General features: G+C 61.7%; 20 protein-coding genes. 16 read left to right on the top strand and 4 right to left on the bottom strand.

Annotation, left to right across the window (positions count from 1 at the left end; all coding sequences use genetic code 11):
• Positions 1-7 precede the first annotated feature (7 nt).
• From QHC67_RS04205 to QHC67_RS04165, 9 genes are all read left to right on the top strand, one after another.
• Positions 8-619, top strand: a complete 612-nt coding sequence (locus QHC67_RS04205) for an NADH-quinone oxidoreductase subunit J (RefSeq protein ID WP_319291384.1) — start codon at positions 8-10, stop codon at positions 617-619.
• Positions 616-921, top strand: coding sequence for an NADH-quinone oxidoreductase subunit NuoK (nuoK, locus tag QHC67_RS04200; protein WP_319291382.1), 306 nt, complete (start codon positions 616-618; stop codon positions 919-921). Before QHC67_RS04205 ends, nuoK begins: the two co-directional genes overlap by 4 nt.
• Before the next feature lie 10 nt (positions 922-931).
• Entirely contained in the window at positions 932-3,037 is a 2,106-nt protein-coding gene (nuoL, locus tag QHC67_RS04195; RefSeq protein ID WP_319291379.1) for an NADH-quinone oxidoreductase subunit L, read from the top strand.
• On the top strand, positions 3,037-4,599 hold the full coding sequence (locus QHC67_RS04190; protein ID WP_319291376.1) for an NADH-quinone oxidoreductase subunit M: 1,563 nt from the start codon (positions 3,037-3,039) through the stop codon (positions 4,597-4,599). The genes nuoL and QHC67_RS04190 overlap by 1 nt, the downstream gene beginning before the upstream one ends.
• Entirely contained in the window at positions 4,599-6,050 is a 1,452-nt protein-coding gene (gene nuoN / locus QHC67_RS04185; protein ID WP_319291374.1) for an NADH-quinone oxidoreductase subunit NuoN, read from the top strand. The genes QHC67_RS04190 and nuoN overlap by 1 nt, the downstream gene beginning before the upstream one ends.
• Before the next feature lie 47 nt (positions 6,051-6,097).
• Positions 6,098-6,757, top strand: a complete 660-nt coding sequence (locus QHC67_RS04180) for a biotin--[acetyl-CoA-carboxylase] ligase (RefSeq protein ID WP_413818489.1) — start codon at positions 6,098-6,100, stop codon at positions 6,755-6,757.
• Between the two features lie 34 nt (positions 6,758-6,791).
• Positions 6,792-7,562 (top strand): type III pantothenate kinase, encoded by a 771-nt coding sequence (locus tag QHC67_RS04175; protein WP_319291372.1) that lies wholly within the window; start codon positions 6,792-6,794, stop codon positions 7,560-7,562.
• A gap of 83 nt (positions 7,563-7,645) precedes the next feature.
• Entirely contained in the window at positions 7,646-9,283 is a 1,638-nt protein-coding gene (locus tag QHC67_RS04170; protein ID WP_319291370.1) for a ribonuclease J, read from the top strand.
• Positions 9,284-9,292: 9 nt separating this feature from the next.
• Entirely contained in the window at positions 9,293-9,556 is a 264-nt protein-coding gene (locus QHC67_RS04165; RefSeq protein WP_319291369.1) for a DUF1467 family protein, read from the top strand.
• A 2-nt stretch (positions 9,557-9,558) separates the two neighbouring features.
• Here the strand turns inward: QHC67_RS04165 and QHC67_RS04160 are convergent, their stop codons facing one another.
• Positions 9,559-11,874, bottom strand: a complete 2,316-nt coding sequence (locus tag QHC67_RS04160) for a hypothetical protein (protein ID WP_319291367.1) — start codon at positions 11,872-11,874, stop codon at positions 9,559-9,561.
• An 81-nt stretch (positions 11,875-11,955) separates the two neighbouring features.
• Here QHC67_RS04160 and QHC67_RS04155 point away from each other — a divergent pair, with 81 nt between their 5' ends.
• From QHC67_RS04155 to QHC67_RS04140, 4 genes are all read left to right on the top strand, one after another.
• Positions 11,956-12,264, top strand: a complete 309-nt coding sequence (locus QHC67_RS04155; protein WP_319291364.1) for an Hpt domain-containing protein — start codon at positions 11,956-11,958, stop codon at positions 12,262-12,264.
• Between the two features lie 82 nt (positions 12,265-12,346).
• Complete coding sequence (locus QHC67_RS04150; RefSeq protein WP_319291362.1) at positions 12,347-13,546, top strand: hypothetical protein; 1,200 nt, start codon at positions 12,347-12,349, stop codon at positions 13,544-13,546.
• A gap of 414 nt (positions 13,547-13,960) precedes the next feature.
• The gene (locus QHC67_RS04145; protein ID WP_319291359.1) at positions 13,961-15,055 is read left to right on the top strand and encodes a DUF2336 domain-containing protein; all 1,095 of its coding nucleotides are present in this window, start codon (positions 13,961-13,963) and stop codon (positions 15,053-15,055) included.
• Positions 15,052-16,389 (top strand): HAMP domain-containing sensor histidine kinase, encoded by a 1,338-nt coding sequence (locus QHC67_RS04140; protein WP_319291358.1) that lies wholly within the window; start codon positions 15,052-15,054, stop codon positions 16,387-16,389. The genes QHC67_RS04145 and QHC67_RS04140 overlap by 4 nt, the downstream gene beginning before the upstream one ends.
• Positions 16,390-16,443: 54 nt before the next feature.
• Here the strand turns inward: QHC67_RS04140 and QHC67_RS04135 are convergent, their stop codons facing one another.
• Together QHC67_RS04135 and gltX are read right to left on the bottom strand one after the other, a co-directional pair.
• Positions 16,444-17,730, bottom strand: coding sequence for a citrate synthase (locus QHC67_RS04135; RefSeq protein ID WP_319291355.1), 1,287 nt, complete (start codon positions 17,728-17,730; stop codon positions 16,444-16,446).
• Between the two features lie 11 nt (positions 17,731-17,741).
• The gene (gene gltX / locus QHC67_RS04130) at positions 17,742-19,205 is read right to left on the bottom strand and encodes a glutamate--tRNA ligase (protein WP_413818487.1); all 1,464 of its coding nucleotides are present in this window, start codon (positions 19,203-19,205) and stop codon (positions 17,742-17,744) included.
• Positions 19,206-19,242: 37 nt separating this feature from the next.
• Between gltX and QHC67_RS04125 the strand changes: the two genes are divergently transcribed.
• Positions 19,243-21,384, top strand: a complete 2,142-nt coding sequence (locus QHC67_RS04125; RefSeq protein WP_319291349.1) for a ComEC/Rec2 family competence protein — start codon at positions 19,243-19,245, stop codon at positions 21,382-21,384.
• Between the two features lie 53 nt (positions 21,385-21,437).
• Here QHC67_RS04125 and QHC67_RS04120 read toward each other — a convergent pair whose 3' ends face one another.
• Positions 21,438-21,908, bottom strand: a complete 471-nt coding sequence (locus QHC67_RS04120; protein WP_319291347.1) for an Hsp20 family protein — start codon at positions 21,906-21,908, stop codon at positions 21,438-21,440.
• Between the two features lie 459 nt (positions 21,909-22,367).
• Here QHC67_RS04120 and QHC67_RS04115 point away from each other — a divergent pair, with 459 nt between their 5' ends.
• Together QHC67_RS04115 and QHC67_RS04110 are read left to right on the top strand one after the other, a co-directional pair.
• A complete protein-coding gene (locus QHC67_RS04115) occupies positions 22,368-23,618 on the top strand; it encodes a lipoprotein-releasing ABC transporter permease subunit (RefSeq protein WP_319291344.1) in 1,251 nt (416 codons plus the stop codon).
• A complete protein-coding gene (locus QHC67_RS04110) occupies positions 23,611-24,282 on the top strand; it encodes an ABC transporter ATP-binding protein (RefSeq protein ID WP_319291342.1) in 672 nt (223 codons plus the stop codon). The genes QHC67_RS04115 and QHC67_RS04110 overlap by 8 nt, the downstream gene beginning before the upstream one ends.
• Positions 24,283-24,284 lie beyond the last annotated feature (2 nt).

The raw sequence follows: 24,284 nt of genomic DNA, 5'->3' as shown, positions 1-24,284 counted from the left end.
TGATCCAGTGATTCATGTGCTTGCCTTTTACCTGTTTGCGTGCGTGGTGATCGCCAGTGGGGCGATGACCATCTTTTCGCGCAATCCGGTCCATTCGGTGCTGTGGTTGATCCTCGCCTTCTTCAATGCGGCGGGCCTGATGGTGCTGCTTGGCGCGGAATTCATCGCGATGCTGCTGGTGATCGTCTATGTCGGCGCAGTCGCGATCCTGTTCCTGTTCGTCGTCATGATGCTCGACATCGATTTTGCCGAGTTGCGGGCAGGTTTCGTGAATTACTTGCCATTCGGGCTTGCGATCGCATTGGTGTTGCTGGCCGAGATCGTGCTGGGCGTAGGGATATGGCAGGCAGGTCCCATCGAGTTGGCTCAGCGTGCGGCGCCGGCGACGGCGGATGTGTCGAACATCAAGCAGATCGGCGTCCTGCTCTATACGCGCTATATCTTCCTGTTCGAGGCGGCGGGCATCGTCTTGCTGGTCGCGATGATCGGGGCGATCGTGCTGACGCATCGCGCACGCGGCGGCGTCCGTGGCCAGAACATCGACAAGCAGAACCGCCGCCGTCCGCAGGATGCCGTCCGCAACATCAATCAGCCCTTTGGGCAGGGGGTAGAGCTGTGATCGGGCTCCAGCATTACATGGTTGTCAGCGCCATTCTGTTCGTGATGGGGGTGCTCGGCATCTTCATCAATCGCAAGAACGTCATCATCATCCTGATGGCGATCGAGTTGATCCTGCTCGCGGTGAATATCAATCTGGTCGCATTCAGCGCCTTCCTGGGCGATCTGGTGGGGCAGGTGTTCTCGATGTTCGTGCTCACCGTCGCGGCGGGCGAAGCGGCAATCGGGCTGGCGATCCTCGTCATCTATTTCCGCGGGCGCGGGACCATTGCCGTCGATGATGTCAACCGGATGAAGGGCTGAAGACCTCGATATGATCTCCCTCATCGCCCTTTTCCCCCTGCTCGCGGCGATCATTGCAGGGCTCGGCAATCGCATCATCGGCAATGTACCCGCCAAGATCGTGACGACGGGCGCGCTCTTCGCATCGTGCGCGCTGAGCTGGCCGATCTTTCTGTCCTTCGTTGGTGGCGAAGCGACGCCTTATGTCGAGCCGGTCTTCACCTGGATACGTTCGGGTGATTTCGATGCCGCATGGGCATTGCGCGTCGACACGATGACGGCGGTGATGCTGGTGGTCATCACGACCGTATCGGCGCTCGTTCATCTGTATAGCTGGGGCTATATGGAGGAAGACCCGGACCAGCCGCGCTTCTTCGCCTATCTCTCGCTGTTCACCTTTGCGATGCTGATGCTGGTGACGGCGAACAACCTGTTGCAGATGTTCTTCGGTTGGGAAGGGGTTGGCCTTGCCTCCTATCTCCTGATCGGGTTCTGGTTTCGCAAGCCTTCGGCCAATGCCGCTGCGATCAAGGCATTCGTGGTCAACCGCGTTGGCGACCTTGGCTTCATGATGGGCATCTTCGGCACCTTCCTGGTGTTCGGCACGATCTCTATTCCCGAAATCCTTGAAGCCGCGCCGTCCATGGCGGGATCGACCATCGGCTTCCTGGGCGGCCGCTTCGATACGATGACGGTCCTGTGCCTGCTGCTTTTCGTCGGCGCGATGGGCAAGTCGGCGCAGCTCGGCCTCCACACCTGGTTGCCCGACGCCATGGAAGGCCCGACTCCCGTGTCCGCGCTGATCCATGCCGCGACGATGGTGACGGCGGGCGTGTTCATGGTGTGCCGCCTCTCGCCGATGTTCGAGACGAGCCCGACGGCATTGGGCGTCGTAACCTTCGTTGGGGCGGCGACCTGCCTGTTCGCCGCGACAGTCGGTACTGTGCAGAACGACATCAAGCGCGTCATCGCCTATTCAACCTGTTCGCAGCTCGGTTATATGTTCTTTGCAGCCGGCGTAGGCGCTTACGGTGCGTCGATGTTCCACCTCTTCACGCACGCCTTCTTCAAAGCGCTGCTGTTCCTCGGCGCAGGTTCGGTGATCCACGCGATGCACCATGAGCAGGACATGCGCTATTATGGCGCGCTCCGCCGTGAGATTCCGATCACCTTCTGGGCGATGACCGCGGGTACGCTGGCGATCACGGGCGTAGGCATTATCGACGTGTTCGGGTTTGCGGGCTTCTACTCCAAGGATGCAATCCTCGAAGCGGCCTATGCAGCGGGCGGCGGCGGACGGCTTGCCTTCTATGTCGGCGCATTCGCGGCATTGCTCACCAGCTTCTATAGCTGGCGGCTGGTGTTCCTGACCTTCTTCGGCAAAGCACGCTGGGCAGCGTCGGAGCATATTCAGCACGCGCTTCACGAAGCACACGGTCATGACGCGCATGGGCATGATGCTCACGGGACGCACAGCCATGGCAGCGAACACGACAATGCGCCTACTCAGGAAGATGCCGGGCACGAGCCGCATGGCCATGAGACGAATGCCCATGCACTTCCCACAGGCACGGGCGGCTATCATCCGCACGAGAGCCCCTGGACTATGCTGATCCCGCTGATCGTCCTCAGCATCGGCGCGATCTTCGCAGGTTACCTGTTCCACCACAGCTTCGTGGATGCCGAACATGGCGCGGAATTCTGGAAGGGTGCTATCGCGTTTGACACGCATCTGATGCACGCCATGCATGAAGTGCCGCTGTGGGTGAAGCTTACCCCGGCCGCGGTCATGCTGGTTGGCCTTGCCATCGCCTGGCTGTCCTATATCCGCTACACGGAATGGCCTCGCCAGTTCGTCGGCCAGTTTGGCGTCCTGTATCAGTTCCTGCTCAACAAATGGTATTTCGACGAACTGTACAACGTGCTGTTCGTGAAGCCGGCCTTCGCCATCGGTCGCGCCTTCTGGAGGTTCGGCGACATCGGCTTCATCGACCGCTTCGGCCCCAACGGCCTCGCTGGGCTGGTAGTGCAGGGCGGCAAGCTGACGCGCAGGCTTCAGTCGGGATATCTTTACACTTACGCACTGGTGATGCTGCTCGGGCTCGCCGCGGCTGCAACCTGGGCGATCGCACGATAATGAACCAGCTTGGCTTTCCCATTCTCACGCTGATGATGGCCGTCCCGATGGCGGCGGCCATTGCCTGCCTGTACGCGAATGACAGGGCAGCGCGCAGCATCGCCCTGATCGCGACGCTGATCGATCTTGCGCTTGGCGTGGTGCTGTGGTTGTCCTTCGATCAATCGGCCAATGCCGCGCAATGGCAGTTCACCGAATATGCGCCGTTGTTCGGCCGCTTCGCCTGGGCGCTGGGCATCGACGGCATCGCGCTGATGCTGATCGTCCTCACCGTGTTCCTGATGCCGATCTGCATCGGTGCAAGCTGGGTGGCGATCGACAAGCGTGTCGGCGAATATATGGCTGCGTTCCTGCTGATGGAGGTGCTGATGATCGGCGTCTTCACCGCGCAGGACATCTTCCTCTTCTATGTCATGTTCGAAGCGGGCCTTATTCCGATGTACCTGATCATCGGCATCTGGGGCGGCGCGGAGCGCATCTACGCCAGCTACAAGTTCTTCCTCTACACATTGCTCGGGTCGGTGCTGATGCTGATCGCGATGATGTGGATGGTGCAGGAAGCCGGATCGACCAGCATTCCGGTGCTGATGGCCTATGATTTCCCCGCGCAGGCGCAGACATGGCTCTGGCTGGCCTTTTTCGCCAGCTTTGCGGTAAAGATGCCGATGTGGCCAGTGCATACATGGTTGCCGGATGCGCACGTGCAGGCGCCTACCGCAGGCTCCGTCATTCTGGCGGGCGTGTTGCTGAAGATGGGTGGCTATGGCTTCATCCGCTTCTCGCTGCCGATGTTCCCGGAAGCCTCTGCGCAATTCGCACCCCTGGTATTCGGTCTTTCGATGGTCGCGGTCGTGTACACCTCGCTCGTCGCGCTGGTGCAGAGCGATATGAAGAAGCTGATCGCCTATTCGTCCGTCGCGCATATGGCCATCGTGACGGTCGGCCTGTTCGCCTTCAATCAGCAGGGTATCGAAGGCGCGATGATGGTTATGCTGGGACATGGTCTCGTCTCCGGCGCGCTGTTCCTGTGCGTCGGCGTGATCTACGATCGCCTGCACACCCGCGAGATCAGCCGTTATGGCGGCCTTGCGATCAACATGCCGAAATATGCCGTACTGTTCCTGCTGTTCACGATGGCCGCGGTGGGTCTGCCCGGCACCAGCAACTTCGTCGGCGAGTTCCTCGCGCTGATGGGTGTCTATCAGGCGTCGAGTTGGGTCGCGATCGTCGCAACGACCGGCATCATCCTTGGCGCGGCGTATATGCTCTATCTTTATCGTCGCGTGGCTTATGGCGAACTCGTCCATGACGATGTTCGCGCCATGCCTGACCTTTCGGGCCGCGAGATGTGGTTGCTGGCGCCGATCGCAGTCGCCGTGCTGTGGATGGGCATCTATCCCGAAAGCTTCATTGCGCCGATGCGGGCCGATGTTGCATCGCTCGTCGCGCGCACCGACCGGGCCAAGCCTGCCGGTGACTCGAAGCTCGCTGCAGGCAAACCCGGCGTTGCCGCTGAAAGCCACTCTACCGAAAACCATGAAACGCCGGGGGAGGCGCACTGATGATCGACAACGCTTCCCTCCTGATGGTCATGCCGGAACTGGTCCTGACCATCGGCGGCCTCGTGCTCATGATGGTCGCGGCCTATGCGGGTGATCGCACGGCGCAGCTTGTAAGCTGGCTTTCGGTCGCGACGCTGCTGGCTGCGGGCCTGACGCTGATCGGTTTGCCGGGCCATGGCGGCATCGCTTTTGATGGCCTGTATCGCGCCGATGCCTTTGCAGCCTATGCCAAGGTGCTGATCTACACGGCGGCGGCAGCATCCATCTTGGTTGCTCCGCGCTTCTTCGCGCCTTTGACGACCGGAGGCGTTGGCGCGGTCCGAGCCGAATTCCCGATCCTCATCCTCTTCTCCTGCATCGGCATGGGCATGATGGTGTCGGCGGGCGATCTCATGACGCTCTATGTCGGCCTGGAACTCCAGAGCCTTTCCGCATACGTGCTGGCGAGCTTCATGCGGCAGGACACGCGCTCGGCGGAAGCTGGTCTTAAATATTTCGTCCTTGGGGCGTTGGCCAGCGGCATCCTGCTCTACGGCATTTCGCTGCTCTATGGCTTCTCGGGCTCGACCAGCTTCGAAGGCGTGGCGGTTGCAATGGGCAATGGCCTGTCCAATGGCCTGATGTTCGGCATGGTGTTCGTGCTGGCGGGGCTGGCGTTCAAGATCAGCGCGGTGCCGTTCCACATGTGGACCCCCGACGTCTACGAAGGCGCACCCACTCCAGTCACAGCCTTCTTCGCCAGCGCGCCCAAGGTTGCGGCCATCGGCCTCACCATTCGCGTGGCCATCGAAGCGCTCGGGCCGGGTGGCATGGCATGGCAGCAGATCGTCATTTTCGTGGCGCTCGCGTCCATCCTTTTCGGGGCGGTGGCGGCCATTGGCCAGACGAACATCAAGCGCCTGATGGCTTATTCCTCGATCAACAATGTCGGCTTCGCGCTGATCGGCCTCGCCTGCGGAACGCCTGCGGGGGTCGCGGCAACGATGAGTTACATGGCGATCTACGTGGTGATGACGATAGGTGGTTTCGTCTGCATCCTCCAGATGCGCGACAAGGACGGCGTGCCGGTCGAGACCATCGCCAGCCTCTCGGGCCTGTCGCAATCGCGCAAGGGTCTGGCGGCAGCGCTGGCGATCTTCATGTTCAGTCTTGCCGGTATTCCGCCGCTGTTCGGTTTCTGGGCAAAATTCCTGGTGTTCGATGCGGCGGTAGGCGCAGGGCTTTTGGGGCTAGCGGCATTCGGTATCGCAGCATCGGTCATCGGAGCGTTCTATTATTTGAAGATCATCAAGACGATGTACTTCGATGAACCGGCTGCGGAATATGCCACCGGCACGCCCTTGCTCGAAAACGCGATCATTGCCGTTTGCGCGACGATCATCGTGCTAGGCTATCTGTTGAACCCCGCATTGGACAGCGCCAGCGCGGCGGCGGCGGCGGCGCTTTTCTGACCATCGAAATCCGCACGGTGCAGGAGACTGCGTCCACTAACGCCGATATGCTGGTGTTAGCGGCGGAGGGCACGCCCGAAGGTCTCTGGTTGCGGGCGGAAGCTCAGACCGGGGGCAGGGGCCGTCTCGATCGTGCCTGGGAAAGCCCGCCCGGCAATCTCTATTGCTCGACGATAGTGCGAATGCGCCCTGGAGAGCCAGCGCCGGCGACATTGGCGCTGGTGGCGGCCGTTGCAGTCTGGCAGGCGGTCGAACTCGTCCTCCCCGGCCGCGCCAGGATCAAGTGGCCCAACGACATCATGATAGGGCCCGCGAAGCTCTGCGGCATCCTGCTCGAACGTGCGGGTGACGCGATCATAGTGGGCATCGGCCTCAATATCAGAGCGCATCCCGATCTTGCCGAGCGGCCCACAACCAGCCTCTGGGCTCAGGGCGCTGTCGAGGCCAATGCGTCCAACATGCTGGAAAAGCTGTCCAGCCTATTCAATAAGTTGCTGGAAACTTGGCGAACTTATGGTCTTGATCCCATTCGCGCACTTTGGCTTAGCGCGGCGCATGAACCGGGCACGCCACTGCGGATCAACCTGCCGGACGGAACCGCATTTGATAGTCAATTTTACACACTCGATAATGACGGCGCATTGATAGTGGATCTTCCGGATGGCACTAAGCGAGCCATTCACGCGGGCGACGTCTTCCTGCTATGATGGTCATGTTCATCTCAGCCTCAAGGATTGATTGATGCTTCTCGCCGTCGATGCTGGCAACACCAATGTCGTTTTTGCCTTGGTCGATGCCGGGGAAATCCGCGCGCGTTGGCGGATCGCCACAGATCCGCGCCGCACGGCGGACGAATATGCCGTCTGGCTGAACCAATTGCTGGGTCTCGAAGGCTTCGCGATGCGTGACGTGGAAGCCGTTATCATCGCTACTGTTGTGCCGCGCGCCCTCCACAATCTGGAAGTGCTCTCGTCCAAATATTTCAAGGTTACCCCGATGATCGCGGGCCAGCCACCGGTCGCATGGGGCATCGAACTGGATGTCTCCGAACCGGCATCGGTCGGTGCGGATCGGGTTGTAAATGCGATCGCAGCGCACCATCTTTACAACGGCGACTTAGTAGTGATCGACTTCGGTACGGCGACGACTTTCGACGTGGTGGATTATAGCGGCGCGTATAAAGGTGGGATCATCGCACCCGGGATCAACCTTTCACTGGACGCGCTGGTCAGTGCTGCGGCGAAGCTTCCGCGTATTGCCATTGCAGCGCCCGAAGATCGCTCGGTGATCGGCCGTACGACCGAAGCGCAGATGCAGATCGGCGTGTTCTGGGGTTATGTGGCGATGATTGAAGGGCTGGTTCAGCGCATGCGAGCGGAGATAGGGCGGCCGGTGAAGGTCATTTCCACAGGCGGCCTTGCGGTGCTTTTCGACCAGCACACCGACATTTTCGATGCAATCGCGCCTGACCTGACGATCCAGGGTTTGGCGTTGATGCACGGCAGAATCTGACCGCTGGATCATTCTCCAGCACCTGATTGAACCAAGCACCTCGCCACACACATAGGGCGGTGCCACAGGAGTTTTGTTTCGTAATGACACCCAAGGATGAATTGCTCTTCCTAGCCTTAGGCGGGTCGGGGGAGATCGGTATGAACGTCAATCTTTACGGTTGCCAGGGCAAATGGGTTATGGTCGACCTCGGCCTGACGTTTGCCGATCCGAATTATCCGGGGGTAGACCTGATCCTGCCGGACCTTACCTTTATCGAGGATAATCGCGATGACCTGCTCGGCATTGTCCTGACGCACGGGCATGAGGATCATATCGGCGCAATCCCTTATCTCGCGGCAGACTTGGGCGTGCCTCTCTACGCGACGCCGTTCACGGCTGGCCTGATCCGGATGAAGCTGGAAGAGGAAGGCATCAAGAACCAGGTCAAGCTGCACGTGATCGAGAATGGCGGAAGCGTTCAGCTTGGGCCCTTCGGGTTCCGTTACATGCCGCTCGCGCATTCAATCCCCGAAGGTAACGCCTTGGTGATCGACACGCCGCATGGGACGATCTTTCATACCGGAGACTGGAAGCTCGACGACCGGCCGCTGTTGGGCGTACCTTCCACGCCCGAACAACTGACGGCGGTGGGGGATGAGGGTGTCCTGGCCCTCGTCTGCGATAGCACGAACGTCTTCAACCCGGAGGCGAGCGGTTCGGAAGGCGACGTGCGTACGGGGCTTCTGGAGGTGGTGAGAAGCGCGAAGAAGCGCGTGCTCGTGACGACTTTCGCTTCCAATGCGGCGCGGGTCCAGACGCTCGGCGAAGTGGCAAGGGAGACGGGTCGCGCCATTTGCGTAGCGGGGCGCTCGCTCGACCGGATCATCGGTAATGCCAAGAGCGCGGGCTATCTGCGTGATTTCCCGGAAATGGTAGATTGGGAAACGGCAATGGGAATGCCGCGGAACAAGGTGATGATCATCGCGACCGGCGGGCAGGGCGAGGCTCGCGCCGCACTGGCGCGCGTCGCTTTCGACAGCCACCCGATCAAGCTGGATGAAGGCGACATGGTGGTCTTCTCGTCCAAGCAGATTCCGGGGAACGAGATTGCGATCGGCCGCATACAGAATGCTCTTGCTACCAAGGGCATTGTGATGGTCACGGATCGTCAGGCCGAAGTGCATGTATCGGGCCACCCTGGCCGCCCCGAATTGCAGGCGATGTACAAATGGATTCGGCCGCAGATATTATTGCCCGTCCATGGCGAGATGCGGCACATGGCGGAACAGGCGCGCCTTGGCCTGAGCGAAGGCATCCCCCATGCAGTGGTTCAGGGCAATGGCGACATCGTTCGACTGGCGCCCGGCGCGCCGAAGATCATTGGCCGGGAAACAGCGGGACGGCTGGTCCTGGATGGTGACGTTATCTTGCCTGCCGACGGGACGACCATGAACGAGCGGCGGAAGATCGCCCTCCATGGCCAGATCAGCGTCGCGGTCGCCGTGGATCGTTCCGGTCGCCTGATCGGAGAGCCCGCTGTCCGTCTGCAGGGCGTGCCGGTCGAGGAAGACAAGGACGCGTTCATATCCGAAGCCGCCGATGAAGCGGCCAAGGCCGTTACGAAGGGTGGGAAGGAGGAAGACGCCGTGCGCGAACGGGTTCGTCTTGCCGTCCGCCGAGCGGCCACGCGTTGGACGGGTAAGAAGCCCGTGGTGGACGTACTGATCGTGGCTGCGTAAAGAAGCGCCATGAACAGCTTCTCGATTTTTGCGATTTACTTCCTGTTCTGGGTCATGGCAGCGTTTATCGCGCTGCCATTCGGCATCCGAACTCCAGATGAGACCGGCGAAGTAAAGTTGCCGGGGCAGGCCGATAGTGCGCCCAGCAATTTCCGGCCGCTTCTGGTCATGACGCGCGCGACGGTGCTGGCGACGATACTGTTCGCCATTTATTATGCGAATTACACCTACGGGTGGGTTACGACGGACTCGCTCACGCACATCTCGCGCTGATCTTACTGGCGCAGGCGTTCGATAGCCTGCGCCAAAGCCACGTACAGCTTGCCCATGTCGGACGAGAGGATCGTGACAGCAAGCGCGCTGCCGTCGCGCGCGGACAGGATCGTCCGGAGCATTCCTTCGAAATCGTGGATATAGCGGTTCACATGCTCACGGAATTCGGCATCGTTGTCGTAGTGCATCGCGATCTCGCGTGCCTGCCCGGCGTCCAGCAGCTTGACGGCGCGACGCGTGAAGACGCCTCGATCGCCTTTCAGATAAGCCGCCCAAGCCGAGTCGGAGACGTCATTAGACAGGATTTTCGACACGTCGATGGCGGTGCTGTTGAGCGACTCGATGAGGAGAGCGGAACGACGCGCGAAGTTGTCGCGGTCCCTCTCTTCTGCGGCCTGTTCAGCCTGTTCGATCCGCTGTTCGATGCTCGCGCTCGTGTCGGCGATGGTGAGCAACTGCCGCATGAGTCGATCCGATGCCTGATGCGCAGCCTTCACCGCGCGTTCTGCCACTTCCGCGACTTCCTTGATCTGGGCGGTCACACGGTCGCCAATGGCTTGCTGCATGGCTGCCTCACTGGCTTCGCCCAAAGCTTGAGCAGCTTCGGGGATGGCCCGGCTAAGAGCCTGCCGAGCGCGATCCGCAGCTTGATCGGCAGTGTCCTTGACGCGCAGCAGAGCAGCTATGAGCTGCGGCCCTGCACTCTCGGTAAGCCGCGAGGTCGTGTTTCCAGCGGTGTCGAGCGCGTCTTGCAGGCCGTCGACTTGCGTGCGGTTGGCGACCAATCCTCGTTCTGTGCTGTCAAGCCATTCGGTCAGGCGACGGCTCTGGCCGCGCAGCAATTCCTCGGCCTCCTGCGTCCGTCCCAGTATAGCATCCGCGACGGCTTCGAGCGCCTCGATCTCGGGAGCAGCCGTGGCCAGTAGCGAGCGGGTTTCCGTAACTTTCGCGTTCAAGCGATTGAGGGCGACCGGATATGTCTCGTCGACTTCCCGCACGCTCGAATCGATCGCCAGCATCAGGGTTTCCGACTTGCTGATCAACTGCTCCGCCGATGCGTTGCCGGCCGCAAGCGCCTGGTCCATGCGGTCAGCTTCGTTGGTGAGCGTGGCAAGGGCGCTTGCCAAACGTTCGTTGCGGCCCAGGCCATCCTGCTCGAAGGCAGCGAAGCGCGATTCCAGAACGGCGAGCTTCACGGTAAGATCGTCACTCAGGCCGGAGGCGAGCGTGCTTTGTCCTTCGATGAGACGGTTGAGATCATGAAGACGGGATTCGATCTCCGCAGTATTGTCCGAAAATTCGCGGATGGAATCGGAGCCGATCTGGGCTAGCCCTTCACGGGCGCGTTCGACCAGCGAGGTCAACGTAGCGCTCTGCGCGTCCAGGCCGTTGCAGGTCTCGGTCAGCGCAGCGCGGGCGCGTTCAAGAGCGACCTCGATCCGGTTGCCCGCAAGCTCCGCCATGCCGTTCACTTCGTCGGATGTCGAGCGGGTTGCATCCTGCAATTGACCAAGCTGACTGCTGAGACTCTTGGTGGCCGCAAGCGTGCGGCTGCGGGCATCATCGGACAGTTCGGCAATGGCGTGGAGGCGGGTCTCGAGCCCATCGATGCGCTCGGACAGAGCATGGCCGCCATCTATCAAGCGCGCCGTCATCTCGGCGGCACGGTCTTCCAGCTGTGGGAGCGAGTGAACCATGCTGGCGAACTGGTTGGCCAGTTGCGTGCTGGAGCGCTCAGCGGCTGCGGCATTGGTAGCTGTCTCGGCGGCACGGGCTGCAATCAATTCGGAAGAGGCTTCCATATTGGCGCTGGCCGCAGCGCCGTAGCTTTCCAGCAGCGAAGCTTGCTCCACCATGATTTCCCGGGCGGTATCGAGTTGCCTTCCCAGCCGCTTGACGCGTGCTTCCAACGCGGCGCTTTCCTCACGTAGCACACGCGCGGTGTCGGCGAAGCGATGCGCTTCGGCGCGACTGTTGCGGATCAGCAGAATGTACGTGGTCGCAAGTAGCGCGAGAGGCATCGCAATTGTCGCCATTATCGACGGAGCCGAGTCGATCGCCGGAAGCGGCGTACCTCGGCCGAAGAGTATCCAGAGGTTGAAGACCATCCACGCAATGGCTGCAAAGCCAAATAGGAAACGGAGGACCGAAAAGAAGTTTGATCGAGGTGCGGGGTCCTCTTCCTGGACCGGCTCTGCCACGGCCTCTTCTGCAGGAAGGCTATTTTCCAACAGCAGTTCCTGTTCATCATCAACATCTTGCGCCAAAGCGCGATTGCTCCCGCGTCGTAGGTCGACGATTTTTATGCCCCCGGTCATTCCCTCTCTCTATCACGTTTTCCCGACGCGGAAATGGCCATTGCAACCAAAACTTAACAGCCCGGCGCGTATTCGTGCGGTATGTCTTATGACCCCGGAGCATTGGAAGCGGCGCTGGCCGCGGCCGTAGGTGATGATGTTGCCCTCATTGCGGATTTGCGCGGCGCATTCCTCGAAAGTGCGAATCGGCAGGCCGACCTGCTGGGCCGCGCCCGCTGCGACGCCAACTGGCAACTGGCGGCGTGGCGTCTCAAGGGTCTGGCAGCCAGCTTTGGCGTCGAAGGACTGATGGCTCTTGCAGAAGAAGCGGCAGTGTCCGCGCCCGGAGAACCCCGGATCGTGCGGCGCATCAAGGCTGCACTTGCTGTGTTCGAGCTTCGGACAGGCTGACCACCAAAAGCAAACCTTGCATCGCGCACCTGCGGTTGCGAAAAGACCGGCAAGAGCATCATAGCCGGGTTCCTTATCATCCATGTCCTTTGCGGCCGTAATATGCGCCAGCCATTCCACAGTCGCGACGCCCTCGCCAGCTAAGGGGGGCGGCGTTGAACTGCGCGCGGGTCTGCAATTTGCTGGACATAGCCTGGTGGAATATCAGGCGCGGCAGGCTGCTGAGGCAGGCGCGTCTCATATCCTGATCCTGGTGAGTGCCGTCACACAGGCTTTGTCTCGTGCAGTGGACCGCCTGACGGCCGATCGCATTCCGGTGGCGCTGGTGCGGGATATGGTGTCGCTGGTTCGGGAAGCTCCTAGGGACCGGGACATGCTGCTGATCGCGGACGGAGCGATCATCGCCCAGAAATATTTCACTGCCGTTGCCGCACATCCGGGGAATGTCCTGCTGTGCCTCGACGATACGCGGGCAAGCGCCGGGTTCGAGCGGATCGACGGGCAGCATCGCTGGGCGGGACTGCTCCGCGTTTCGCCCGATCTGCTGTTCGGTACCCTGGACATGTTGGGGGATTGGGACCTTGAACTCACGCTGATGCGTGCAGCGGTGCAGGCTGGCGGCTACCGCGTGGTGGTTCCGCAGGAGGATCTGCTGGAAGGCCGCGTCGCGTTGGTCGAAAGCCAGGCATCCGCGGATCTGGTTGCGCAGGCGCTGCTAGGCGCGCAGCGGGATATTCCATCGACAGAAGGCGGCGCAGAGCACTATGTTCTCTCTCGTCTTGCAGCACAAATTGCCCCGATGTTGCTTAGAACCCAAGTGCCTGCAATTCAGGTCCGCATGGGCGGCATGGCCCTCGCTGCAATGGGTGTCATCGCTGCCGTGCTGGGCTGGCCGCTATTTGGTATCCTGCTGATGCTGTGCGGGTTGATCGCATCCCTCACGGCCGATCGTCTGGGGCAACTTGCGCGGCATAGCCAGGATGACGGCTGGGTCGCCTTGATGCCGAGCCTGATCGTGTTGCTGGGGGTGATCGTCCTGGGCGACGAAGCGGGGGCGCGGATGGAAGGAATATATCTCGCTATCCTGCTCGGGATTGTCTTGCTGGCAGTACGCTGGCGCCGGGCAAGTGGGCAGAAGTGGTGGCTGTTGTTCACACCAGGGTCTGCGCTGATCCTGATATTCCTGGCTACGCTGGTTTCCGGCGTTAGCGGGGGGTTGATGCTGGCGACGCTGTGCGCCCTCGGTTCGGTGGGCTCGCTGGTGCTTGGAAAGCGGGCGTGACGACATCAGGGAAGCCCTGAATGTCTCGCTGACAAGACGTAGAGGTTTTCCACCGATATTTCAGACCCCATTTGCATGTTAAGCTTTCCAACTGGCATGATGACAGGCCAGCGCGAGCCAGGGAGGGATCGCCGTGAAGCCATACGCAAAATGCAGCCGATGCGGAAATGACGAACCTTTGCCGACGGATAGCTGCTCCAAATGCTGGTCCGATCGACTGAACGTCATAGATAGCGCCTCATCTTTCATGGCATTCCACAAGCCGGTGAGACAGTATCCACTCTTCCCAAACGTAAGTGGATCCTGACCGCCGCCTTTCGACCGAACAGACGGACGGGACCGACCAGATCGCCCGGTTTAATGCGGCAACTTCGGTTTAGCGCAAATTAACGATAGTCGTCCTATAGCAGGCGCATGAGCGCCCGACCGTTCACGACTTTAGATGCAGGACCCGCTGGTTCCTGGCCGCATGCTGCGGCCGGAAATGGCCCCGTTGGTGCGTCGGTACGGCATTTGATGGACCTTAGTCAGTTTTTCGGCCGCGGTATGCACGACTGGCCGGATGCTTTGACGAGCGAAACCCGGCGGCATCTGGCCGGTTGCCTTGCCAGCATCGAAACGGCGTTTGCTGTTGCTGCGCGCGATAATGCGATCGGGCGGCTGCTGACGCTGATCGACGGACCGATAGTGTGGCCTGCGGTGCAAAGGCATCCGCACATCCTCTCACCCGAAGTGCTGGCGCACATGCGATTGCGCGCTGCCGTGGGCTTGCTGGGTGGACAAGCCGTTCGGGGAGACGGCGATGCGGCCGCCGAACCGGCGCAGGGCTCCGGATGGCTGATCGGCGATGATGATCCGGCGTTAGTCGAAATCGCCGCTGCTCTGGCACTGGCCGAAGCGCGCTGGTCCTCAAGCGGAAACGCATCGGCGTCAGTTCCGGCGGATCTGCCCGCAGAAAATTTTGCCGAACTGGTCTGGACTGGCGCCGCGTTGCTGGGAACCGCGCTCCATTCGGGCGGACTTGCCGAGAGACATGTGGCCATGGCTGCCATGACTGAGGCGGCCTATTCCATGCTGGCGCGGCATCAGGAGGAAGCTGGCGGGTTTGCGCTTGCGATCCGGCTCGCGCGGATATTGCGCGACCGGGGACGGCACGCTGAGTTGCTGGGGCAGGCCTTGGCTGAACGGCGCTATCTGTTGTTCGCAGCGCTGGCTGGAGAGCTGGCTGATGTGGAAATGGAAGCCGTGCTCGACGTTCTGGTGCACGGCGGAGACGCGCAACTAGCTGCCCTATGCAGGGCGCTGGGCGGAACTGCGTCGGATTACCGTCACCTGCTGATGGACCTGCGGGTTGTTCGGGGGGAGCGAGACGATCCTGCGCTCGTGCGCTTGGCGCAGAACTACGATGCTTTGCAAGATGACGATGTGGCGGCTGAAACCGTCGCGTTGCGCCTGCCTGCCGCCTTACGCGCCAAGTTGGCAATGATCCCGGCGGTGGAGCAGGGATGAACGCCTCCGAGATACTGAGAGCCACGGTCGACGCCGACGGTCGCCTGCTGTCCGCAGACGGGCCGATCGCGAGATTGCAGGCGCAGGCGGGCGGTGTGGTGGGCGGCCTGCTCGCCGTGCCTCAACTGGCGGCGCTGGCGCGGTTGGCCGGGCGGATGAACATACCGCTGTCCCGGCCCGTGATCGCCGCAGGTCCGGTATCGGACATCGACATGTGGGTACGGGCTCAGCCGCGCGGTCCCAAGGTCGAATTGTCCGTAGTCGAGTGGCGCGAGCGCCCGCCGCGAGTTTCTCTGGAAGACAAGGCTGCGCGTGACGCCGACCTGATCGCGGCGGGTCAGGGATGGCTGTGGCAGATCGACCCTCAACTGCGATTGGTGATTGCCGATGCGGAGCAGTCTGCGGTGTCGGACCTCCCCAAGCCCGGAAGTCGGCTGACGGCATGGTTCGCCATGGCGGCGGATGCGGAGGGTGACATGCCTATCTTGCGTGCTTTTGCCGAACGGCGATCCTTCGCCGGGCAGCAGGCGAGAGGCGCGGATGGCCGGGAATATGCGCTGTCCGGACTGCCCATGTTTGAGGTGAATGGCCGCCTGAGCGGCTATCGGGGCAAAGCGCTTCCCTTGATAGTTGAGGCTCCATCCGAGCCCAATCGAGGCGAGGCGCTGCCGCTGTTCGGGCGGCGACTGGACCGGGCGCTGCGACAGCCCCTGGGACGGATCATTGCAAACGCCGATACCATCAGCAATCAGCTTGAGGGGCCCTTGCGGCAGGATTACGCGGCCTATGCCGCAGATATTGCCACGGCCGGCCGGCACTTGATGGAACTGGTCGACGATCTGGCGGATCTGCAGGCGATCGACCGGCCAGACTTCGAAGTGTCGGTTGAAGACGTCGATGTCGCGGACCTCGCGCGGCGGGCGTCGGGGTTATTAGCCGTCAAGGCCGCGGACCGCTCCATTCATCTCGAAGCGCCGGGCGGGGAAGCACTGTTGGAGGCGCAAGGCGAGTTTCGTCGTGCCCTTCAGGTGCTGGTCAATCTGATCGGCAATGCGATCCGCTATTCACCGGAAGGTTCGGTAGTACGAATCGGCGTCGAGCAGGTTGATAGGGTGGCGCGAGTGACAGTGACGGATCAGGGGCAAGGTATTGCCGAGGAAGACCGCGAGCGCATTTTCGATAAGTTCGAACGGCTTGGACGTGATGAAGCAGGAGGCAGCGGGCTGGGGCTGTACATTTCCCGGCGGCTTGCCCGGGCGATGGGCGGCGACGTGATCGTCGAGAGCGAGCCCGGCAAAGGTGCAAAATTCGTGCTCAGCCTGCCGCTGAAATGAAAATGGCGGCGTCTCTATAGAGGGACGCCGCCGTTTCCGTTATCGAGTGGGCGATCAGCGCTGATCGACTGGCACGTAATCGCGCTGCGTCGGGCCGGTGTAGAGCTGGCGCGGACGGCCGATCTTCTGTGCTGGATCGGAAATCATTTCGTTCCATTGCGCCACCCAGCCGACAGTGCGGGCGAGGGCGAAGAGGACGGTGAACATCTCGGTCGGGAAGCCGATAGCCGAGAGAATCACGCCGCTGTAGAAATCGACGTTTGGATACAGCTTCTTTTCGATGAAATAGGGATCGCTGAGTGCAATCTGCTCCAGTTCGCGCGCGGTATCGAGGACCGGATCGTTGATGCCGAGCTTGTCGAGCACTTCGGTCGCTGCCTTGGACAGCACCTTGGCGCGTGGGTCGAAGTTCTTGTACACGCGATGGCCAAAGCCCATCAGGCGGAACGGATCGTCCTTGTTCTTGGCGCGGGCGATATATTCCGGAATACGATCTGGAGTACCGATTTCGCGGAGCATGTTGAGCGCCGCTTCGTTCGCGCCGCCGTGTGCCGGACCCCACAGGCAGGCGATGCCGGCTGCGATACAGGCGAACGGGTTTGCGCCCGAAGAACCGGCGAGACGGACAGTCGAGGTCGAGGCGTTCTGCTCATGGTCGGCGTGCAGGATGAAGATCTTGTCCATCGCCGACTCGATCACGGGATCTACTTCATATTCTTCCGCTGGAACGCCGAAGGTCATTCGCAGGAAGTTGCCTGTGTAGGACAGGTCGTTGCGAGGATACAGGAAGGGCTGACCCACCGAATATTTGTAGGCCATCGCTGCGATCGTCGGCATCTTGGCGATCAGGCGATGGCTCGCGATCGTGCGCTGAACCGGATCGTTGATGTCAGTCGAGTCGTGGTAGAAGCTGGAAAGCGCGCCTACGACACCGCACAGGATCGCCATGGGATGCGCATCGCGACGAAAGCCGCGGTAAAAGGTCGAAAGCTGCTCATGCACCATGGTGTGGCGCGTGATCGTCCGCGTGAAGGTCTCCAGCGTCTCCTTGTCCGGCAGTTCGCCGTTCAGCATCAGGTACGACACTTCCATGAAGCTCGACTGCTCGGCAAGCTGTTCGATGGGGTAGCCGCGATGCAGCAGGATGCCCTCATCGCCATCGATGTAGGTCAGCGCGGATTCGCAGCTAGCCGTCGATGTGAAACCCGGATCGTAAGTGAACATGCCGGTATTGGCGTACAGCTTTCGCACGTCGATGACCTGCGGGCCGACCGAGCCGCTCAGGATACCGTAATCCTGGGTCTTCTCTCCGATATTCAGGGTGGCTTTGGTGTCGGCCATGTTGTTCTCCTTTATTGCGCGTCAGCCGCTGGGGGCTGGCGAACGTCCGAAAGTCTTGAAAGTACTTCGTCTTTCCCAAGCAGAAAGAGCACGTCGAATATGCCCGGTGAAGTTGTGCGCCCCGTCAGTGCTGCACGCAGGGGCTGGGCAACTTTACCAAGACCAAGTCCGGCATCCTCTGCGACATGCCGTATTGCTTCCTCGATCGCCTCTGTCGTCCAGGGCTGGACGGGGGAAAGGGCGTCGGCGGTTTTTCCGATCAGCGCGCGCGACGCATCGTCTAGCAGAGCCGACGCCTTCTCGTCAAAATCCAGCGGGCGTTTTTTATACAGGAAAAGCGCGCCCTCCGCGATCTCGTCCAGCGTCTTCGCGCGGGGCTTCAGTGCAGCCATTGCGGCGCTCAGCAGAGCTATGTCTCCGTCGGTCAGGTCGCTGCCGGTCAGCTTCGCCAAGCGAGGTGCAACGAGCGCAGCAAGGCGGGCGTTATCGGCTTCGCGGATATAGTGGCCGTTGAGATTCTCCAGCTTCTTGATGTCAAAGCGGGAAGGGGACCGGCCTACGCCTGAAAGGTCGAAAAGCTCTATGGCGCGGGCGATCGGGATGATTTCCTCGTCGCCATGGCCCCAGCCGAGCCTAAGCAGATAATTGAGGACGGCTTCGGGTAGCATCCCCATTTCGTCACGATAGCTGTCGACGCCGAGCGCGCCGTGCCGCTTGGAGAGTTTCGCGCCGTCCGTGCCGTGGATCAGGGGGATGTGCGCGTAGGTCGGTTCCTTCCAACCCATCGCGCGAATGATGCACAACTGACGGAAAGCGTTATTTAAATGGTCGTCGCCGCGAATGACATGCGTGACGCCCATGTCGTTATCATCGACGACGACCGCGAGCATGTAGGTCGGCGTGCCGTCCGAGCGGAGCAGGATCATGTCGTCCAGTTCGGCATTCTGCACGACGACGCGGCCCTGCACGGCATCTTCGATGACAGTCTCGCCGTCGCGGGGCGCCTTGATGCGGATGACGAAAGGCGCGCCTGCGGGTGCCTCCGAAGGATCACGATCACGCCAGCGGCCATCATAGCGCATCGGCTGCTTGGCAGCGCGCTGTTGCTCGCGCAGTTCCGCCAATTCCTCGGGCGTCGCGTAGCAACGATAGGCATGACCCGCGTCCAGCATGGCGTTGGCCACCTCGGCATGGCGGGCCGCTCGGGCGAACTGGAACACCGGTTCCTCGTCACCACCGAGTCCAAGCCAGCTCAGGCCATCGAAGATCGCTTCGATCGCAGGTTCGGTCGATCGGGCGCGGTCGGTGTCTTCGATGCGGAGCAGGAACTTGCCGCCATGGTGCCGCGCAAAGAGCCAGTTGAACAGTGCGGTCCGCGCACCGCCGATATGCAGGAACCCAGTGGGGGAAGGGGCGAAGCGCGTAACGACAGAAAGATTTTCAGCGGTTGCGCTCACGCAATGAATCCCCGACATTCCAGATTAACAGAAGATGACTGCGCAGCCCCCTAGCATGGCTTTTGAGCCGGGACAAACCCACCTTGCGGTAGGATTGCAGCGCTATGGGACAATTTTCCTCGCGGCTCTGGAAGGTTGGCTGGAGCGGGAGAGGGAGCATGTTCCGCTGTGGCTCCCAGTGGGCTTGGGCAGCGGAATTGCAGCCTGGTTCGTGCTGCCCAATCCGATGGCATGGGCGTCATTCTGCTGCCTGATGCTGGCGATGGCGCTGGGAGCCGCGTTCCTGCCGGACGGTGGGCGCGTTCGGCGGATCGTGGTTGCGGGCGGTCTCCTTGGCTGTGCCGGTTGCCTGATCGTCTGGGGCAAAGCGATGGTGGCAGGTACGCCGCCTATAGCCCGCGCTGCTTTCGTCGAATTGGTCGGGCAAGTGCAGGGCGTGGAGCCGCTGCCGGCGCAGCGCATGACGCGGCTGATCATCCGGCCAGTCGCGCGCGACGATCTCCCGGCCAAGATCCGTCTGAATGTCATGGAAAAGGACTGGCCCCAGAACATTGCCGCAGGCGCTACGGTCCGGTTCCGCGCCAGATTGATGCCGCCCGCGCCGCCAGCGGTGCCGGGCGCCTATGACTTCGCGCAACGCGCCTTCTTCATGGGGATCGGGGCAACCGGACGCGCCTTGCCGCCGATCGAGGTCGTGACGCCTGCGCCATCCGCCATTCCTCCGGTCCGGCAAAGGCTGTCCAGTTATGTGCAGGAGCAAGTGGAAGGTGGCGCGGGCGCCATCGCCGCGACGCTCGCGAGCGGTGACAGGGGCGCGATCAGCGAAGCGGACGCGGAGGCGATGCGGCGCAGCGGACTGGCGCATCTGCTGTCGATCAGCGGGCTGCATGTGACCGCGCTGATCGGGGCAGTCATTTTCCTGATCTTTCGCGTGCTAGCCCTTAGCCGACGAGCGGCATTGCGCTGGCCCTTGATGCTGATCGCCGCCGCGGCGGGGGCAATTGCTGGCATAGCGTACACGCTGATGACCGGCGCGGATGTTCCGACCGTGCGGTCCTGCGTAGCCTCGCTGCTGGTGCTTGGTGGGCTGGCGATGGGGCGAGAGGCGATTACGCTCAGGCTGATCGCGGCGGGCGCGGTGTTCGTCCTGCTGCTATGGCCCGAATCCCTGGTCGGCCCGAGCTTTCAGATGAGCTTTGCCGCTGTCGTGTCGATCGTCGCTCTGGCCGAACATCCCGGTTTCCGGCAGCTAACCTATGCGCGTGACGAAGGCTGGCCGATGCGGCTCGGCCGGCACATCATCGTGCTGTTCATGACTGGCATAATGGTTGAAGTGGTGCTCGCGCCGATCGCGCTGTTCCATTTTCATCAGGCCGGGATGCTGGGGTCATTGGCGAATCTGATCGCGATCCCCCTGACAACTTTCATCGTGATGCCGTTCGAAGCCTTGGCGCTGGCGCTGGACGGCGTGGGAGCAGCGTTCGGCTGGGGATTGGGAGCGCCCGCGTGGTGGGTGGTAAAGGAAGCTTTGCAGCTGCTTCTCTATCTGGCGCACGCGGTGGCGGCGCAGCCTTATGCGGTGGCGCTGCTTCCCGCTTTCGGGGCTGGTGCCTTCGCGCTGGTGATTGGCGGCGGGCTGTGGTGCCTGTTGTGGCGGACGCGTTGGCGCTGGCTTGGCATTGCACCGGTGCTGGCCGGATGCGCCATGATGCTGGCGGCCCGCGCCCCCGATGTGCTGGTGACGGGAGATGGAAGGCACCTGGCCGTGCGGACCAGCAATGGCGGCATGGCCGTATTGCGGGAGCGGGCCGGAGACTATGTGCGCGATACCTTGTCGGAGAGCGCCGGACTTGAGGGCGAACTGGAGGCAATGACGTCATTGCGTCAGGCGCGATGCAGTGAGGACCTCTGCGCCGTAACGCTGACCGAAGGCGGGCGGCAATGGCGATTGCTGGCGACGCGTAGCCGCGATCTGGTGGACGTGCCGGTGCTTGCGCGAGAATGTGCGGCGGCGGACATCGTGGTGAGCGAGCGCTGGCTGCCTCGCAACTGCGTGCCCCGCTGGCTGAAGATCGACAAAGCGATGCTGCGGCGGACCGGCGGCGTAGCAGTGGACTTGCGGAACGGCACGGTCCGAACGGTGCGCGCCGCTGGGGATGCGCATCCCTGGATCATGGAAACGCGGCGCGATCCATGAAAAAGGGAGCCGTGTCGCCACGGCTCCCTCACTGTCATCAGTGGACAGAGCGCTTAGGCGGCGCGCTGATCCTTGTTGATGTCGATCAGCTGACCGCCGTTGATGGCAATCTTCTTCGGCTTCATCGCTTCGGGGACTTCGCGCACCAGCTCGATCACCAGCAGGCCATCGGCGAGTTCGGCGTTGTCCACCCGGACGAAGTCAGCCAGTTCGAACCGGCGATCGAAGCTGCGGTTGGCAATGCCGACGTGTAGATACTTGCCCTGCTCGGACTTCGACACGTCTTCCTTGCGGCCGCTGACCTGGAGCAGGTTCTGCTGTGCCGTGATCTCAAGCTCTTCGCTGCGGAAGCCCGCAACTGCCAGAGTCACGCGATAGCGATCTTCACTCAGCCGTTCGATGTTGAAGGGAGGATAGTTGTCGCCCTGGTTCAGTCGCGCATTGTTCTCGATCAGGTCGAACAAGCGGTCGAAGCCGACCGTGGAGCGGCGATAGGGAGTCAAATCAAAACCACGCATTGTCATATCTCCTATGAGCATAAAACCTATGCGACGGACCCGAAGCGGCGCCCGTCAAACGCTCGTCCAAACCCCGGAACGGCGGCTGGACAGGAGAGATATGGTTGCGGTTTTTATCGGTTCAAGAGGACTTTTCAGGGGCGCGGGACCGGAATCATAAACGCCCGGATCGTTGCCGACCCGGGCGTAGATAGACGATTGCTCGTCTCCCCCTTAAGTACCGCGTCAACCGTTCCTTCAGCCCCCAAGCTCCAGAACGGGACTGCAGCGTCCCTGAACCACGGCCATTGCCTATGTTTCATTTGTGTTGCTATGCCTGCCCTGCCCCCCTGTCACCAGCAAAGTGAAGGCCGGATTCATTTTGAGATACCCCTGTGTTGTATGAGCAACAGGCGTTAACCTTGTCTCCGGGTTACACCCTCCCTAGAGCGTGCTGATCGACCCTTCCGGATTGCATACAGCCACATGATTCTTTCAAGATACGAACGGATGATCGCGCAGCGATACCTGCTGCCGGGGAAGGGCGAGGGCTTCATCTTTCTGGTGGCGGGAATCAGCCTGGCCGCCGTGATGCTGGGCGTCGCCGCACTGATCATCGTGATGAGCGTGATGAACGGCTTCCGCGCGGAGTTGTTCGACAAGATCGTTGGCCTGAACGGGCACGCGGTGGTGCAGGGCTATGGCGGCAGGCTGCCGGAATGGCGCGACATCCTGAAGGAAGCGAAGGCGACACCGGGAGTAACCAGCGCCACGCCGCTGATCGAGCAGCCGTTGCTGGGCAATTATCAGGGGCGGGTGGAGGCTGTGCTGGTGCGCGGGATGACCGTCCCGGACATTCGCAACAACGAGACTTTGAAGGGCAAGGTGCTGGCCGGCAGTCTTGCCGCCCTCACGCCCAATGCCGGAAAGATCGCCATCGGCGCGCGGTTGGCTGAGAATCTGGGGATCGCCGTGGGAGGGCGGCTCAGCATCATCAACCCTGCCGGGCGCGCGACGCCCTTCGGCACCGTGCCGCGCGAGATCAGCTATGAGGTCGCGGCCATCTTCGAGGTCGGCGTGTACGAATATGACAAGGCCTTCATCATCATGCCGATGGAAGACGCGCAGACCTTGCTGCTGCTGGGCGATGTCGTTGGCATGATCGAAGTGCAGACCGTGGATGCCGACAGGGTACAGGACATACTGGCGCCGTTGGCCGACAAGGTTGTGGGCCGCGCCCAGATCATGGACTGGCGGCAGATGAACGCTTCGCTCTTCGAAGCGCTGGCCGTGGAGCGCGTGGCGATGTTCGTGGTGCTGTCGATCATCGTGCTGGTGGCGGTATTCAACATCCTGTCCTCCCTCATCATGCTGGTGCGCGCTAAGACCCGCGATATTGCGATCCTGCGGACGATGGGGGCGTCGCGGTCGGGCCTCATCAAGATCTTCATGACGGTCGGCGTGACCATCGGGACGCTCGGCATGGTCGCGGGGACGATCCTCGGTTTCACCTTCCTGTTTTTCCGGCAGTCCGTCGTGAATGCGATCCAGTTCGTGACGGGACAGAATCTCTGGGACCCTTCGATCCGATTCCTCACCGAGTTGCCGTCGAAAGCCGATCCCGTTGAGATCACCGCAATCTGCGTGATGGCGCTGGTCTTCAGTTTCCTCGCTACGCTGTACCCGGCGTTCAAGGCGGCCAACACCGATCCCGTGCAGGTGCTGCGTTATGAATGATGTGCTGAAAGTCACTGACCTCAAGCGCAGCTTTACGCAGGCCGATGTGACCATCGATGTGCTCCGCGGTGTGAACCTGACTGTGGGCGCGGGGGAAATCGTCGCGCTGCTGGGGCCCTCCGGGTCGGGCAAGTCGACGCTGCTGCAGGCGGTAGGGCTGCTGGAGGGCGGGTTCGACGGGTCGATCATGATTGGCGGCGAGGAAGCTGCTCGGCTTACCAACGACGGGCGGACGAGGGTGCGACGAGATTCGCTGGGTTTCGTGTATCAGTTTCACCATCTGCTTCCCGACTTCAACGCGGCGGAGAATGTCATCCTGCCGCAGATGATTCGCGACGTGAGCCCCGCTGACGCCCGGCGGCGGGCCGAGGCGCTGCTCACGGCGCTGGGGCTGGGTCATCGGCTGGACCATCGGCCAAGCCAGTTGTCCGGAGGCGAGCAGCAACGGGTGGCGGTCGCGCGGGCGCTGGCTAACCAGCCGATGCTGGTGCTCGCGGACGAACCTACCGGCAATCTGGACGAGACGACGGCGGATGTCGTGCTTGCGGAGTTCCTGCGGCTGGTGCGGGAGGAAGGTTCAGCGGCGCTCGTGGCTACGCATAATGAGCGACTGGCGGCTAAGATGGACCGCGTGGTGAGGCTGCACGGCGGGACGCTGGAATAGGA

Origin of the sequence: Sphingobium sp., assembly GCF_033795625.1 — a bacterium.
Taxonomy (GTDB): domain Bacteria; phylum Pseudomonadota; class Alphaproteobacteria; order Sphingomonadales; family Sphingomonadaceae; genus Sphingobium.
Note: the sequence above shows the minus strand (reverse complement) of the source record. Positions and strands in the feature narration are given on the sequence as shown.